General features: G+C 51.4%; 13 protein-coding genes. 9 read left to right on the top strand and 4 right to left on the bottom strand.

Annotation, left to right across the window (positions count from 1 at the left end; all coding sequences use genetic code 11):
• The first annotated feature begins 35 nt into the window (after window positions 1-35).
• The gene (lpxH, locus tag ACTHUG_RS02045) at window positions 36-746 is read left to right on the top strand and encodes a UDP-2,3-diacylglucosamine diphosphatase (protein ID WP_440386155.1); all 711 of its coding nucleotides are present in this window, start codon (window positions 36-38) and stop codon (window positions 744-746) included.
• 60 nt (window positions 747-806) lie between these two features.
• On the opposite strand, the gene serB is transcribed toward lpxH, so the two are convergent.
• On the bottom strand, window positions 807-1,637 hold the full coding sequence (serB, locus tag ACTHUG_RS02040; protein WP_440386054.1) for a phosphoserine phosphatase SerB: 831 nt from the start codon (window positions 1,635-1,637) through the stop codon (window positions 807-809).
• Between the two features lie 563 nt (window positions 1,638-2,200).
• Here serB and ACTHUG_RS02035 point away from each other — a divergent pair.
• The 4 genes from ACTHUG_RS02035 to argC all read left to right on the top strand — a co-directional run bounded on the left by ACTHUG_RS02035 (window position 2,201) and on the right by argC (window position 7,647).
• On the top strand, window positions 2,201-4,396 hold the full coding sequence (locus ACTHUG_RS02035; RefSeq protein WP_440386053.1) for a TonB-dependent siderophore receptor: 2,196 nt from the start codon (window positions 2,201-2,203) through the stop codon (window positions 4,394-4,396).
• 129 nt (window positions 4,397-4,525) lie between these two features.
• Entirely contained in the window at window positions 4,526-6,229 is a 1,704-nt protein-coding gene (locus ACTHUG_RS02030) for an ABC transporter ATP-binding protein/permease (RefSeq protein ID WP_440386052.1), read from the top strand.
• A 150-nt stretch (window positions 6,230-6,379) separates the two neighbouring features.
• Window positions 6,380-6,604: a hypothetical protein gene (locus ACTHUG_RS02025; RefSeq protein WP_440386051.1), complete on the top strand. Its 225-nt coding sequence runs from the start codon at window positions 6,380-6,382 to the stop codon at window positions 6,602-6,604.
• On the top strand, window positions 6,601-7,647 hold the full coding sequence (argC, locus tag ACTHUG_RS02020; protein WP_440386050.1) for an N-acetyl-gamma-glutamyl-phosphate reductase: 1,047 nt from the start codon (window positions 6,601-6,603) through the stop codon (window positions 7,645-7,647). The genes ACTHUG_RS02025 and argC overlap by 4 nt, the downstream gene beginning before the upstream one ends.
• Window positions 7,648-7,722: 75 nt before the next feature.
• Here argC and ACTHUG_RS02015 read toward each other — a convergent pair whose 3' ends face one another.
• Window positions 7,723-7,998, bottom strand: a complete 276-nt coding sequence (locus ACTHUG_RS02015; RefSeq protein ID WP_003748371.1) for a hypothetical protein — start codon at window positions 7,996-7,998, stop codon at window positions 7,723-7,725.
• Window positions 7,999-8,259: 261 nt separating this feature from the next.
• Between ACTHUG_RS02015 and ACTHUG_RS02010 the strand changes: the two genes are divergently transcribed.
• The 3 genes from ACTHUG_RS02010 (at window position 8,260) to ACTHUG_RS02000 (ending at window position 10,426) form a co-directional block, all read left to right on the top strand.
• Window positions 8,260-8,946: a S24 family peptidase gene (locus ACTHUG_RS02010; RefSeq protein WP_004518834.1), complete on the top strand. Its 687-nt coding sequence runs from the start codon at window positions 8,260-8,262 to the stop codon at window positions 8,944-8,946.
• Window positions 8,947-9,077: 131 nt separating this feature from the next.
• Window positions 9,078-9,416, top strand: a complete 339-nt coding sequence (gene erpA, locus ACTHUG_RS02005) for an iron-sulfur cluster insertion protein ErpA (RefSeq protein WP_003680162.1) — start codon at window positions 9,078-9,080, stop codon at window positions 9,414-9,416.
• 335 nt (window positions 9,417-9,751) lie between these two features.
• Window positions 9,752-10,426 (top strand): hypothetical protein, encoded by a 675-nt coding sequence (locus ACTHUG_RS02000; RefSeq protein ID WP_003748368.1) that lies wholly within the window; start codon window positions 9,752-9,754, stop codon window positions 10,424-10,426.
• Window positions 10,427-10,506: 80 nt separating this feature from the next.
• Here the strand turns inward: ACTHUG_RS02000 and ACTHUG_RS01995 are convergent, their stop codons facing one another.
• Window positions 10,507-12,696, bottom strand: a complete 2,190-nt coding sequence (locus ACTHUG_RS01995; protein ID WP_440386049.1) for a primosomal protein N' — start codon at window positions 12,694-12,696, stop codon at window positions 10,507-10,509.
• A gap of 135 nt (window positions 12,697-12,831) precedes the next feature.
• On the opposite strand from ACTHUG_RS01995, the gene ACTHUG_RS01990 reads away from it, so the two are divergent.
• Window positions 12,832-13,623 carry a DsbC family protein gene (locus tag ACTHUG_RS01990; protein ID WP_003748365.1) on the top strand — a complete coding sequence of 264 codons (792 nt, stop codon included), beginning with the start codon at window positions 12,832-12,834 and terminating at the stop codon, window positions 13,621-13,623.
• Window positions 13,624-13,757: 134 nt separating this feature from the next.
• Here ACTHUG_RS01990 and ACTHUG_RS01985 read toward each other — a convergent pair whose 3' ends face one another.
• Window positions 13,758-14,441, bottom strand: coding sequence for a 2,3-diphosphoglycerate-dependent phosphoglycerate mutase (locus ACTHUG_RS01985; RefSeq protein WP_036493345.1), 684 nt, complete (start codon window positions 14,439-14,441; stop codon window positions 13,758-13,760).
• Window positions 14,442-14,542 lie beyond the last annotated feature (101 nt).

Raw genomic sequence — 14,542 nt, 5'->3', positions numbered from 1 at the left:
AAGTTATAATAAAACCTTCCCATACGCCCCACATCATCATGCCGATTTACTTCATCGCCGATTTGCACCTGAGCGAATCCCATCCCCAACTGACCGCACTCTTCCAAAAATTTATCCAAGAAAAAGCCGTCCGCGCCCAAGCCGTATACATCCTCGGCGACCTTTTCGATTTTTGGATTGGCGATGACGAAAACAGCTCTTTGGTTCAAACCATCAAACAAACCATCCGCAGCCTGACCGAGCGCGGCATCGCCTGCTATTTTATCCATGGCAACCGCGACTTCCTCATCGGCAAAACCTTCGCCCGCGATACCGGCATAACCTTACTACCCGAGTACGCCGTGATCGACCTATTCGGCACGCCCACCCTGCTCTGTCACGGCGACACCCTCTGCACCGACGACCATTCTTATCAAAAATTCCGCCGTACCGTCCATCAAAAATGGCTGCAACGCCTGTTCCTGCTTTTGCCGCTCACACTCCGGCTGAACATCGCTGCCAAAATCCGCAGGCAGAGCAAACAGGACAAACAACACAAAACCGCCGACATCATGGACGTTAATCCAACCTTTACCCACGAAACCATCCAACGCTTCCACACGCCCCTACTCATTCACGGCCATACCCACCGCGAAAACATCCACCGCAACGCCGATTACACCCGCATCGTACTCGGCGACTGGCGCGACAATTACGCCTCCATTCTCGAAGTCGATGCCGAAGGCTACCGTTTTATCGCCTTATAAAACATCAGGCCGTCTGAAAACCGATTTCCCGATTGTTCAGACGGCCTGACCTCAAACAGTTTACGCAAACCAACCGCGTATCCGCTCCAAACCACCAAAGCGCACACACGCATCCGCATTCGCTTCAGTTTTCGGTTTCGCCCGATAAGCAATGCCGAATCCTGCCTCCCGTATCATCGGAATATCGTTCGCACCATCGCCCATCGCCACCACCTGCCACGGAGCCAAACCCAGACGCTCACGGTATTCGCGCAACAAATCCGCCTTAGCCTGCGCATCGATAATCCGCCCTTTCAGACGGCCTGTCAGCTTGCCGTTTTCCACTTCCAACACATTCGCAAAATGGAAATCCAAGCCCAAACGCCGTTGCAGGCGTTCCGTAAAAAACGTAAATCCGCCCGACACCAGCATAAACTTCACATCATTCCGTTTACACGCTTCCAACAAAAATTCCGCGCCCGGCGACAGCTGCAACACATTCTCGTACACCTCTTCCAACACGCGCTCGTCCAAGCCGGCCAGCAAAGCCACACGCTTGCGCAAAGACTGCTCAAAGTCCAACTCGCCGCGCATCGACTGCTCCGTAATCTTGGCCACCTCATCCTTCAGCCCGACACCGGCCGCAATCTCATCCACGCACTCAATCGTAATCAGCGTCGAATCCATATCGCTGACAATCAGCCCCAAATCAGCAAAAGCCACATCCGGCAACACCGCGCCATCTATCTGCTGCGCAATCAACGCCGCACGCATCCCGTCCGTCAGTTCAAAATCATCATCAACCGGCACACGCAACACCGACTTCCCTGATGGCGCAGCCACCAAATCGCCAAACGCCGACCAGTCGCACGCACCCAAATCCCCATGTTGCAACACCAAAACCTTCTTCATCTCTTTCTCCTCATACCCCAAAACCTTTGCAAACAAATCCGGTACACATTCAGCTTAAAACAACACAAACCGTATTTTTGCAAAGGCCTTAAAAAAACCAAAACAGCATTATAGCCGAACAACCCCGGCAATTTTCAGATGGCCTGGAAACAAATTCAGCTCGAGCTGCCAATACCAATATTTACATCAACAAACCAAGCAATTACTCAAAAATTTGATTTGGGACAAGCTGTTTGAAAAACTTTGCAAGCAACAGATAACTTTCTGTTGATTTTTCTTACAGTTTCGATATAGTTATTTATGGCTAGTTTGGCACTATCCCTTATATCTAGCTTTCATTGCATTACCACCTCCATTCGTTGCCAACGGCTCCCTTTCCGGTGGCAACCTTTTTTTGGCCCGATAGTTTGACAATATCAAAATTGAATCAAATAAAATAATTCGGGGACTTATATTTATTTTTAAAACAAAACGGCTTATAAAAAACAACGACTCAATTTAAACGGATATTGCCGCCAATATTTAAAAACAAACAGATCTTTCTTTATCAAGGACCTCATCAAATGCATCATTCTAAAAAACTATTCAAACTGAGCACACTTGCCCTCTGCCTTGCCGCATTGCCCCAAGCCGTTAACGCTGCGGAAGAAGTACAACAGGTGGAATTAAATCAGGTCAATGTGGTCGGCAAAAACCGCAGCCTGCGTACCGAAAATCGAAATGACTATACGACTTCGGCTATGAGTTCTACCACAGGACTGGCATTGACTCCGCGTGAGACGCCGCAATCCGTCAGCGTTATTACAAAAAACCAAATTAATGATCAAGGTATTACTACGCTTGCAGATGCGTTGAAAACAACGACTGGCGTAAATGTCGTTCGCCAAGGGAACCGCACCCATTTCCAAAGCCGCGGATTCTATATTGAAAAATTGGAAGAAGACGGCATGGCTACCACTATTGGTGCGCCGGGCATATTTGGCAGCCCTGCCAGAGACGGGCACAACATCACCGACCTTGCCATGTATGACCACATTGAAGTTGTGCGCGGTGCGGCTGGGCTGACCCAATCCAACAGCGCGCCCGGAGGTACGATTAATGCCGTACGCAAAAAACCGACAGTGAAAAAACAAATCAGTATGAATGGTTTAGCCGACCGTTTCGGCAAACGGCATATCGAATTGGATGCCTCGGGCACTTTAAGCTCAGAAAACCAACTCCGCGGGCGTATTGTCGGCAGTTTTGATCATGACAAAACCTTTCAGGATAAAGTGAAAGGGCAAAACAGCCTTCTTTACGGCATTTTGGAAAAAGACATCGGGGAAAACAGCAAGGTTTCTGTCGGCGCGTACCGTATCGCCCAGCGAAACACCCCTAATCTCAACGGTTTACCTTTATGGGAAGACGGAAGCAGTCTGCCGCGCAACAGCTATTTCGGTGCAGATTGGAATCATGGGCGGTTCATCAAAAACGGTGTTTTTGCAGAATTTGACCACTACTTCAACGACAACTGGAAATGGAACAGCAAAATCGATTGGCGAAACAGCCACTCCGACCAAAGGTATGCTTTCTTAATGGCAGACAAAAGCGGGTTGAAAGCCAATCAATCCATCGGTATTGAAGACCAACAGGCTTTCCGCTATCAGCACGACAGCAAACACCTGCATATTCAAAACAACCTGCGCGGCAAGTTTGAAGCCTTGGGTCAAACCCACGACATCTTCCTGACCCATAATTATTCGAAAGAACGCAATACCCTGCACCATACCCGTATGCAGGCAACCGGCAGCTACGATCCATTTTCTGCCGCTATCCCCCAACCTGACTGGGCTGCCGAACCATACAGCATCATGGACAGCAACAACCATTTCTATACGCACGCCCTTGCGGCAGGTACCCGCATCAATCCTACGGAAAAACTGCATCTGTTGGCAGGCGGACGCTATACCCATTGGAAACGCGACTTCGATTACAACTGGTCCCGTTATGCAGGCGCTCCGGACAATGATGCAAAAACCTATTCGGTCAAAAACAACAAATTCATTCCATACATCGGCATCACTTACGATTTCATGCCGGGGCAAAGCCTCTATGCAAGCTATACATCCATCTACAAACCGACTCTGAAAACAAATGCAGACAACAGCTATCTCGCACCCGAAGTCGGTAAAAACTACGAATTGGGTTGGAAAGGTGAATGGATGCAGGGCAAACTCAATACGGCCGTTTCCCTGTTCCAAACCGATAACACCAACGTCGGCGTACGCGTCAACGTTCCGGCCAGCGGCAACAAGAAGCAGACTTTCTACTACGTTCCCGCAAAAGAACGCAGCCGCGGTGTAGATGCGGAAATTTCCGGAGCAATCGGCGCAAATTGGAAGCTGTTTGCCGGCTATACCTACAATATCCGCAAAACAGAAAACCATCCCCATACCGAGGGCGATTTTGCCAACTGGACCCCAAAACACATTCTCCGCGCTTACAGCAGCTATACGCCGCCGTTTGCAAACGGTAAGTTAAGTATCGGTATAGGCTTGTCCAGTCAAAGCAAAACCGGCAGCAAGCTGCCCCAAGGCGGCTATACCGTTTGGAATGCCGGTTTGCAATACCGTCCGACCGACAATTTGCAACTTGGGCTGGCAGTCAACAACCTGACTGACAAACGCTACTATGAAAACAACAGCAACCGTACAAAAAACTACGGCAACTTCTACGGCGAACCGCGCAATGCCGTGTTCAGCCTGAAGTGGAAGATGTAAATAGCAGCATAGCAAGCACGGTTTGACCGCTCATTTTTTAAAAGCATAAACCAACTATTGCTGATAAAAAGGCCGTCTGAAAGTACAATTTCACTTTCAGACGGCCATTCGCACGTATTTACAAGCATTATGAAAACACTCAAAAAATTCTTTTACCTCGCCCGTCCTTTCTGGTCGGGGGCGCACGGCCGCCTCCAATGGCTGATGCTCGCCGTCCTCATCGGCTTCACCCTTTGCTCCATCACCATCAGCGTTTGGATCGCCGCGTGGGACAAACGTTTCTACGACGCACTGGCCGCATTTGACGGCGCATCCATGCCTTCGCTCATTGTCGAATACCTCGGCTACATGGCGATGATCATCGGCTGCATCGTTTGCGGCGACTGGTTGCAAAAACGCCTCATCTTCCGCTGGCGCACCCACCTGACCGAGCAATTCCAAACAAACTGGCTCGAAGGCCACAAACACTACCGCCTGCGCCTGACAGGCGAACCGGACAACCCCGACCAGCGTATCGCCGAAGACATCTACCTCCTCGCCGACAAAAGCATCAGCCTCTTTCGCTCCTTCATCAACAACGTTGCCAAATTCAGCGCGTTCGTCGCCGTACTGTGGACGCTCTCCGGCGTGCAGACCTTCAACATCGGCGGACACAACATCACCATACACGGCTACCTCGTCTGGGTTGCCCTGATTTATTCCGTCATCAGCACCGTCATCGCCCACCTTGTCGGCCGCAAACTGAAAAACCTCAATATCGACCGCCAGCACCGCGAAGCCGACTACCGCGCCGCCCTTCTGCGCGTGCGCGACCATGCCGAACAAATCGCCTTTTACAACGGCGGCGAAGCGGAAACAGGCCGTCTGAAACAACGTTACCTCCGCATCCGCGACAACTGGCGGCGACTGACCAACTGCGAATTCCGCCAAGAAACCTTTTGGGCGACCTATGTCCGCATCAGCATCTTCATCCCCATCCTCGCCACCCTGCCCATGTACCTTGCCAAAACCATGACCTTCGGCGACATGATGCAGACGCGCACATCGTTTGCCCGCGTCCAAGACAGCTTCGGCTGGTTTACCGACTCCTACCGCCGCCTGATTGAATGGGCGGCAGTCATCGAGCGGCTTTCCGGTTTTCAGACGGCCTTAGAACAAGCAGAACACAAAAGCCCCGTCCTTCAGCCACACCAAGCAGATTTGCCGCATCATCGCGGCAAAGCCGTCCTGCAAAACCTTACCGTCCACACCCAAACCGGCACCCCCCTGCTCTCCGGCATCAGCCTTGAAGCCCATACCCCTGAATGGCTATTGCTCGAAGGCAAAAGCGGCATCGGCAAATCCACGCTGCTTCGCGTGCTTGCCGGTTTATGGCCGTATTATCAAGGCAGTTTTTCACTCGAAGGCAGCCGCCTGTTTTTCCCGCAACGCCCTTACCTGCCTACCGATACCCTGCGTCAAACCGTCAGCTACCCTTATTCAGCCTGCCAAGACGACCATTTGATTCAAACCGTTTTGGAACAAGTCGGCCTAAACAGCCCCACGGGTAGGCTGCACACGTTGATCAACGATTTGGACACCCCATACGAATGGCACGGCATCCTCTCCGGCGGCGAACAGCAACGCCTCAGCCTCGCACGCGCACTGCTGCACAAACCGCAAATCCTGTTCCTCGACGAAGCCACCAACCAGCTTGATGACGAATCCGCCCTAATGTTGATGCAGACCCTCAAACAACATTTGCCCGACACTTTGGTCATCGGCATCAGCCACCAACCCAAGATTCAAACCCTGTTTGATAGTTCGCTGAATTTGAATGAAAAAATTATTTAAACGTTAAAATGTGCAAAACGCTTGCTTTCCATCCTAACAAGGGATATAGTACCAAGTAACTAGTTCTTATTGATGAGAGCTACTCCTTGGATACTTGCCTCCGGCCCTCCAACCCGGGGGCATTTTTTTACATTTTTATTTTGTGTTCGTATGGATAGGATAAAGACGAAACACCCACCACAAATCAAACCGCAAACTGCGTTTTCCAAACACCCAGGCCGTCTGAAACACACTCTCGAATATTATTCATTCCATATTTCAGACGGCCTGTTTAACCCTCTATTGCAAAGCTTGGCACAAGCACCGCTGACCGACGGCAATCAATTACTATATAATCAAACGCATCGTTATCCCTACAAAGGAGCCACACCATGACCACAAAAATTAAAATCGGTATTGTCGGTGCAACCGGATACACAGGCGTTGAATTGTTGCGCCTGCTCAGCAGCCACCCCAACGCAGAAGTTACCGCCGTTACCAGCCGAAGCGAAGCCGGTATTGAAGTAGCGGACTACTTCCCCAGCCTGCGCAGCATTTACAACCTTGCATTCCAAACGCCCGAAGAGGCCGGGCTTGACCGCTGCGACCTCGTATTCTTCGCCACACCCAACGGCGTGGCCATGAAAGAAACACCGGCCCTTGTCGAAAAAGGCGTACGCGTGATTGACCTGTCTGCCGACTTCCGCATCCGCGACATCCCCACATGGGAACAATGGTACAAAATGACCCATGCCGCACCGCAACTCGTTTCCCAAGCAGTGTACGGTTTGTGCGAACTTCACAAAGACGACATCGCCAAAGCCATGTTGGTGGCCAATCCGGGCTGCTACCCTACCTGCGTTTCCCTGCCCTTATTGCCGCTGCTTCAGGCTGGCCGTCTGAAAGCCAATGCGCCGCTGATTGCCGACTGTAAATCCGGTGTTTCCGGCGCAGGCCGCAAAGCCAGTACCCACGCCCTATTGTGCGAAGCAGGCGACAATTTCAAAGCCTACGGCGTCGGCGGCCACCGCCATCTGCCTGAAATCCGACAAACCCTGTCCGGACTGCAAGACCAGGTTTCAGACGGCCTGATTTTTGTGCCACACCTAGTTCCGATGATACGCGGTATGCACGCCACCCTGTATCTGCACCTGCAAAAACACACCGATCCTGAAGCCTTGCTGCGCGAATACTACCGCAACAGCCCCTTTGTCGATATCCTGCCTTCAGGTTCGACACCCGAAACCCGCAGCGTGCGCGGCGCCAACCTTTGCCGTATCAGCGTTCAAAAAGCGCCTGATCAAGACGACGTGTGGATTGTGCTTTCCGTCATCGACAACTTGGTTAAAGGCGCAGCCGGTCAAGCCGTACAGAATATGAACATCATGTTCGGCCTACCCGAAACCACCGGCCTGACCAATGCACCATTGATGCCTTAAGCCATCCTTATTAAAAACACAAGGCCGTCTGAAATAATGGTTTTCAGACGGCCTTTATTAATTCATACGCAAACATCACTCATACACCACGCCGGCAAGCATTTCTTCTTCATTCAAGTTGCCGTACTGTTGCTCCCAATCGTGGGTAGCCTCCACCATATCGCATTCTTTGGCGAAGGCAAGCAGCCTGCCGTCCATCTGATCCAGACTCAAACTGCCCAAGCGTTCGCATTCCGAAGCCGTCAAATTACCGTCCGCTTCATGCGCTTCCGAAGATCCGAAAGGCAGGGCAAAAAAACCCAGCACCAACGCCAGCAGCACCCAAAAAATATTTTTACGCGAACGAGTCATTTCACACCTCTCATCATAATCACATAGCAGGTTTAAGTCAGAAAAACTAAACCAAATAAAACCAAACTAAGAAAAATCGAATAGAAAATTAGAAATATCGATTTATCTAAGACAAAACGAATAATACTAAGAAAAAATAAAACATGCAATACTTTTTCTTAGGTTGAGTAATTTTTTTCTTACAATTTTATAAAAACTAAGGTAAAATACACTCAAATCGTCCAAACCATATAAAAAACATACCTCCATAAAGGCATAAACATGGATACCTTTAAAGACCGCCTGGCTTTCTTATGGAAAGATGAAGCCCGCCAAGCCAAAATCGCCGCCGACATCGATATGACCATCGCCGGATTCAGCCGTATCTGGAACGAAGGCGGCCTGCCGAAATCAGAAACGCTAAAAAAAATCAAACAACTTAAAGGCTGCAGCATAGACTGGCTGTTGACAGGCGAAGGCTCCCCCTTCCCCGATTCCGAAGCCCCAAAAGCCACGGCCACCGACACACTGGGCAACCCTGTCGATATAGACGAATTTGTCTTCGTACCGCGTTACGACATCCAGGCCGCGGCCGGACACGGCCAGCTCGTCGGCGATGAGCAGCCCATATTCGCCATGGCGTTCCGACGCTATTGGATAGAAAATTATGTGACGCGCGACATCAAAAACCTTTCCGTTATCTCAGTCAAAGGCGACTCGATGGAAGGCGTGCTGAATGATGGCGACACCATCCTCATCAACCACGGCCAAACCACGCCGCGCGACGGCCTCTATGTTTTGCGCCTCAACGAAAACCTTCTGGTCAAACGCCTGCAACTGATACCCGGCGGCATCGTCAACGTCATTTCCGCCAACGAAGCCTACCCTACTTTTGAAATCGACTTGAAAAACCCGACCGACGACGTTGCCATCATCGGCCGAGTCGAATGGTTTGGCAGAAGCATCTAAATCTGACATACTGGCGCTTGAAATTTCTGCCATGCCCTCCATGTAAGCTGGCAGACCTGTCTGCACAAACTTGCTTTGGCCAACGGTTTGCGCGACAATAGTAAAAACATTCATATAAAAGGAATCACATCATGTCAGACGAAAGCCCTATTATCTTTACTGACAGCTGCTGCACCAAAGTTGCCGACCTGATTGCCGAAGAGAACAATCCCGACCTGAAATTGCGCGTATTCGTCAACGGTGGCGGCTGTTCCGGCTTCCAATACGGTTTTACCTTTGACGAAATCAAAAACGACGACGATTTCGAAATCCAAAAAAACGGCCTGACGTTCTTGGTTGACCCAATGAGCTACCAATATCTGGTTGGTGCGGAAATCGACTACACCGAAAGCCTGCAAGGTTCTCAATTCGTCATCCGCAATCCGAATGCCGAAACGACTTGCGGTTGCGGCTCGTCCTTCTCCGTATAAACAATCCGTTTCTTCACGAAAAACAGGCCGTCTGTATCTTCAGACGGCCTTTTGTGTGAATTTATTTTAAACAATATTGGATTTATCTTATAATAATAATATCGGGCGTGAATATTTACTCTACAATAGACATAACATTGGACATGCATATTGCCATATAAATAAAAAATCATTGTCCAGCCGATTAACGACACAAAGGCATCCCCTATCCGGTCTGCCTCAGACTGCGGCCTCTGTTTTTGCCTGCATCGCAAGCCAAAACAGCTCAAACACAATAACAAAACCTCAGGCCCAACCCATTTGGTTGACGCAGTCGAAATATTCATGGGATATCAATGAGCAAACAAGAAAAATTTTTCGACGTATATGTTTCTTATCCGCCGAACACGGATAAGGAGCGCATCCATGCCTGCCTGTATGACAACCTGCCCGAAAACGAAGCCGAGAGCCTGATTCAAGCCTTGGCGGAGCGTCCGCAAGCCATTGTGGCCGAAAAATGCACGCAAGACGAGCGCGAAAATGCGCAGCATTACTTCAGCTATTTAGGTTTGGACGTCATTGTCCGTCAGGCTATGGAGTTGGAAGCGGTTGAAGAAGAACCCGTGTTGGCAGTCAACACTCCCGACCCTATCCAATGCCCCGTCTGTATGACGATTATTGACGAACTCGACGCACAGGAATGTAAGACCTGCCACTTTGATTTGACAGAAAAAAATGAGCTGGCCATCCAGCGCAAGCGCATTGAATGGCAGGAAAAAATCTCTTTCGAGCACAAAAAACAAACCGAAATTGCCCACAAGCTCAAATACGAACGCGAGCAGGAAGAGAAGAAACTGCGCAAAAAAATCCGCGCCGAATTAGAATCCCAATTACGCGAAGAGTTAGGCCAAAATCCTGAGCTGGCTGCACTTGCAGCGAGGAAGAAAACACAGTTTCTGCTTACAATGGCCATCGTATTCGCCGTTTTGAGCCTGCTTGCTCTCGGCTATATCGCTGCAAAATTCTTCTAAACTGATTTCAAAACTTAAGGCCGTCTGAAAAACAGATTTTCAGACGGCCTTTTATTTCCTTATGGATTGAACCATTTCAATCAAGCCTCTTGCACATCAACGTCCACCGACCATCTGATTTTGCCGTTGCGGTTTTGCTGCAACACCTGCACCCACAAACTCACGGCGCGGTGCAAATCCTGTCGGGATGTTGATTCGAGGAAGATTTGCGCGCGTTCACGTTCGGCAAGTCGCACCATCAGCATGGGGGCGGCGCCGAACTGGGAGACGCTTTCGGGCAAAAGTGGGGCGAGGGTTTCTTTGGCGGCGTTGAGAAATTCCATCGCATCGGCAACGCGCGGCGCGTCGGCGCGGACGGCGGTCTGGAAACCGAAGGGCGGCATGGCGAACATTTGCCGCTCGTTCAATTCGTTTTCGGCAAACACGGCGTAGTCCTGCGCTTTGACGGCGGCGAAGACGGGATGTTCGGGCAGTTGGGTCTGTATCAGCACCTTGCCGGGTTTGTCGGCACGCCCCGCCCTGCCGGACACTTGCATTAGCTCGGCGAACAGCCTTTCCTGCGCTCGGAAATCCGCGCTGTACAGGCTGCCGTCGGCGTTCAACACGATCACGAGGTTGAGCCGCGCGAAATCATGGCCTTTGGCGAGCATCTGCGTGCCGACCAGAATATCGATTTCGTTGTCGGCGATGCGGCGGTACAAATCCGCCCAGTCGTTTTTATGCGCGGTGCTGTCCCTGTCGACGCGAACAACGGTTGCTTTAGGGAGAAAGGCGCGCAGGGTTTCTTCGACGCGCTGCGTGCCGTGGCCGACGGCGGTCAGGTCTTGGTTGCCGCAGTCGGGGCATTTGAACGGGATGGGTTCGCGGTGGTCGCAATGGTGGCAGCGCAGTTGGCGGGCGCGTTGGTGCAGCACCATTTTGGCGGAGCAGTTCGGACAGCCGAAGGTATGGCCGCAGTCGCTGCAAAACAGTGCGGGCGCGAAGCCGCGACGGTTGAGGTACACCAGCGACATACCGCCCGCTTCGAAGTTCTGTTTCAAAAGCTGCAAGGCTTGCGGCGAGAAGCCGTTGTCGAGTTTCAGACGGCCTACATTAAGTATTTCTACTTGCGGCAGTTGCGCGGCGGTATGGGCGCGTTCGGTCAGTTGCAGCAGGCGGTACGCGCCGCTTTGAGCCTTGTGCCAGCTCTCTAAGCTGGGCGTGGCGCTACCCAATACGACGGGGCAGCCGCTCTGCTTCGCCCGCCACACCGCCAAATCGCGGGCATGGTAGCGCAATTCGTTGTCCTGTTTGAACGAGCCGTCGTGTTCCTCATCGACCACAATCAGCCCGACATCATCCATCGGTGTGAACACCGCCAGCCGCGTGCCGATCACCAGCTTCGCCTGCCCCAACATGGCGCGCAGATAATCCTGCGTGCGCTTGCCTGCCGCCATCTGACTATGCAACACGGCGGTCGGTACATCGGCAAAACGGTCTTCCACCCGCTTTAAAAGCTGCGGCGTGAGGTTGATTTCGGGCAACAGAAACAACACCTGCCGCCCCTGCGCCAACACTTTCGCCATCGCATCGAAATACACTTCGGTCTTGCCGCTGCCGGTGATGCCGTACAGTAGAAACGGCTGAAAACTGCCGAAGGCCGTCTGAATTTCATCGGAAGCCTGCTGCTGGTCGGCATTCAACACAAATTCAGAGTGCGAAGCCTGCCCGTGGTACGACCTCAATACAGGCTTTGCCGCTTCCGTCGTTTCAATCCAGCCTTGTTCCGCCCAATCCTCAATCAATTTCGCCGCCTGCGCGTTCACCTGCTTCAACGCCGCCATCGTCATTCCGCCCGACAGCAGCGCGTCCCACAAAGCCGCTTTTTTATTGAACCGCGCCGGCGGCGGCGTTTGCGCCCTGCCCGCTTCGTTCAGCGCGTAAAACAACGGCGGCTGCGGCATTTCCACCGCGCGCGTTTCCTTCAAACCCTGCGGCAGCGCAGCAAACACCGCCTGCCCCGTCGGATAGTGGTAATAACGCGACGTAAACGAGAGCAAATCACGCCAGCTTTGTGGTAATGGTTTTTCTTCCACAAAGGCCGTCTGAACACTCAAAATCCGCGCCGCATCCATATCGGGCGCAATATCCGTTTCCCACACAATCCCGACCACGGTTTTATTGCGGAAAGGCACAAGCACCCGCGTTCCCGGAGGGAGCGGCTCGGAATGGGAATAAGTCAAAAGGCCGTCTGAAAGCGGCACGTTCACAGCGATGCGGTGGTAAATCATACAAACAATCAAATCATTTTTTCGTATTTTAACAGCCGAAAGCTATTTTCAGACGATAAATTGAGCCTCAATACAATGCAGGCATGACAGAGGTTTGATACAATGCCTTACTTTTAACACACGCAAGTCTCTCGCATGAAAACCAAGTTAATCAAAATCTTAACACCGTTTGCCGTCCTTCCTTTGTTGGCATGCGGTCAACCTGCCGTATCCAACGCCAACGCCGCGCCTGCGCCGGCTGCCAAAGCGGAAGCGCCTGCCGACAAATCCGTTGCCGCTTCTTTGAAAGCGCGTTTGGAAAAAGTCTATGCCGCCCAAGATTTGAAAGTTTTGAGCGTCAGTGAAACACCGATTAAAGGCATTTACGAAGTTGTCGTCAGCGGCAAACAAATCATCTATACCGATGCCAAAGGCGACTATATGCTCGTCGGCGACCTCATCAACGTCAACACGCGCCAAAGCCTGACTGAAGAACGCGCCGCCGATTTGAACAAAATCGACTTCGCTTCCCTGCCTTTGGACAAAGCCATCAAAGAAGTGCGCGGCAACGGCAAACTGAAAGTCGCCGTTTTCTCCGATCCGGACTGCCCGTTCTGCAAACGCTTGGAGCATGAATTTGAAAAAATGACCGACATCACGATTTACACCTTCATGATGCCGATTCCAAGCCTGCACCCTGATGCCGCGCGCAAAGCCGAGCTGTTGTGGTGCCAACCTAATCCGACCCAGGCATGGACCGACTGGATGCGCAAAGGCAAACTCCCAAGCGGCAAAGCAAACTGCGAAAACCCTGTTGCGGAAACCACTTCATTGGGCGAACAATTCGGCTTCAACGGCACGCCGACCCTGGTCTTCCCTAACGGCCGTAGCCAAAGCGGTTACAGCCCTATGCCCCACCTCAAAGAAGTTATCGAGAAAAACCAGTAATACAGGGTTTAATCTCCATCAAGGACGCTTTACGCGTCCTTTTTCCATTTCGTCCGCCATCAATTGCTTTCAGACGGCCTCAAACAGACAAATACAAAAAAGGACGTGTCCGCCACGTCCTTTTTCCTTTTACCTTACAGGTAGAATTTCTCAACCACTTTCAGGTTTTCATCCAATTTGTACACCAGCGGCTGGCCGGTCGGGATTTCCAAGCCCATGATGTCTTCGTCTGAAATGCCTTCGATGTGTTTGGCCAACGCGCGCAGGGAGTTGCCGTGTGCCGCAACCAAAACACGTTTGCCGCTCAGAATGGCCGGAGCGATTTGGTCTTCCCAGAAAGGCAGGACGCGCTCGAGGGTAACTTTGAGGTTTTCGCCATCGGGAATAACATCGCTAGGCAGGTTGGCATAGCGGCGGTCGTTGTGGGCGGAATGCGGGTCTTTAGGATCAAGCAGCGGAGGCAGGGTGTCGTAGCTGCGGCGCCAGATGTGGACTTGCTCGTCGCCGTATTTTTCTGCGGTTTGTTTTTTATCCAAGCCTTGCAGCTGGCCGTAGTGGCGCTCGTTCAAACGCCATGATTTGATTTGCGGAACAAACAGTTGGTCGGATTCTTCCAAAACGATGTTACAGGTTTTGATGGCACGGGTCAGAACCGAAGTAAAGGCGATGTCGAATTCATAGCCTTTTTCTTTCAGCTTTTTACCTGCTGCGGCGGCTTCTGCCAAACCTTGCTCGCTCAGCTTGACGTCGCGCCAGCCGGTGAAAAGGTTTTTCGCGTTCCATTCGCTTTGTCCGTGACGGATGAATACTAATTCCATGATTGTTTGCTCCAATGAAGTTTGGGAAAAGGTATTTATAGCACACTTTGCCACCACGCTGATAACGTCGGCGGCTTCTTTTGATATGTTGCAAGTTTGCT

Source organism: Neisseria sp. P0022.S009 (genome assembly GCF_051956675.1).
Classification (GTDB): domain Bacteria; phylum Pseudomonadota; class Gammaproteobacteria; order Burkholderiales; family Neisseriaceae; genus Neisseria.
The sequence above is the reverse complement of the archived record's forward strand: the minus strand, read 5'-3'. Positions and strand labels throughout refer to the sequence as shown.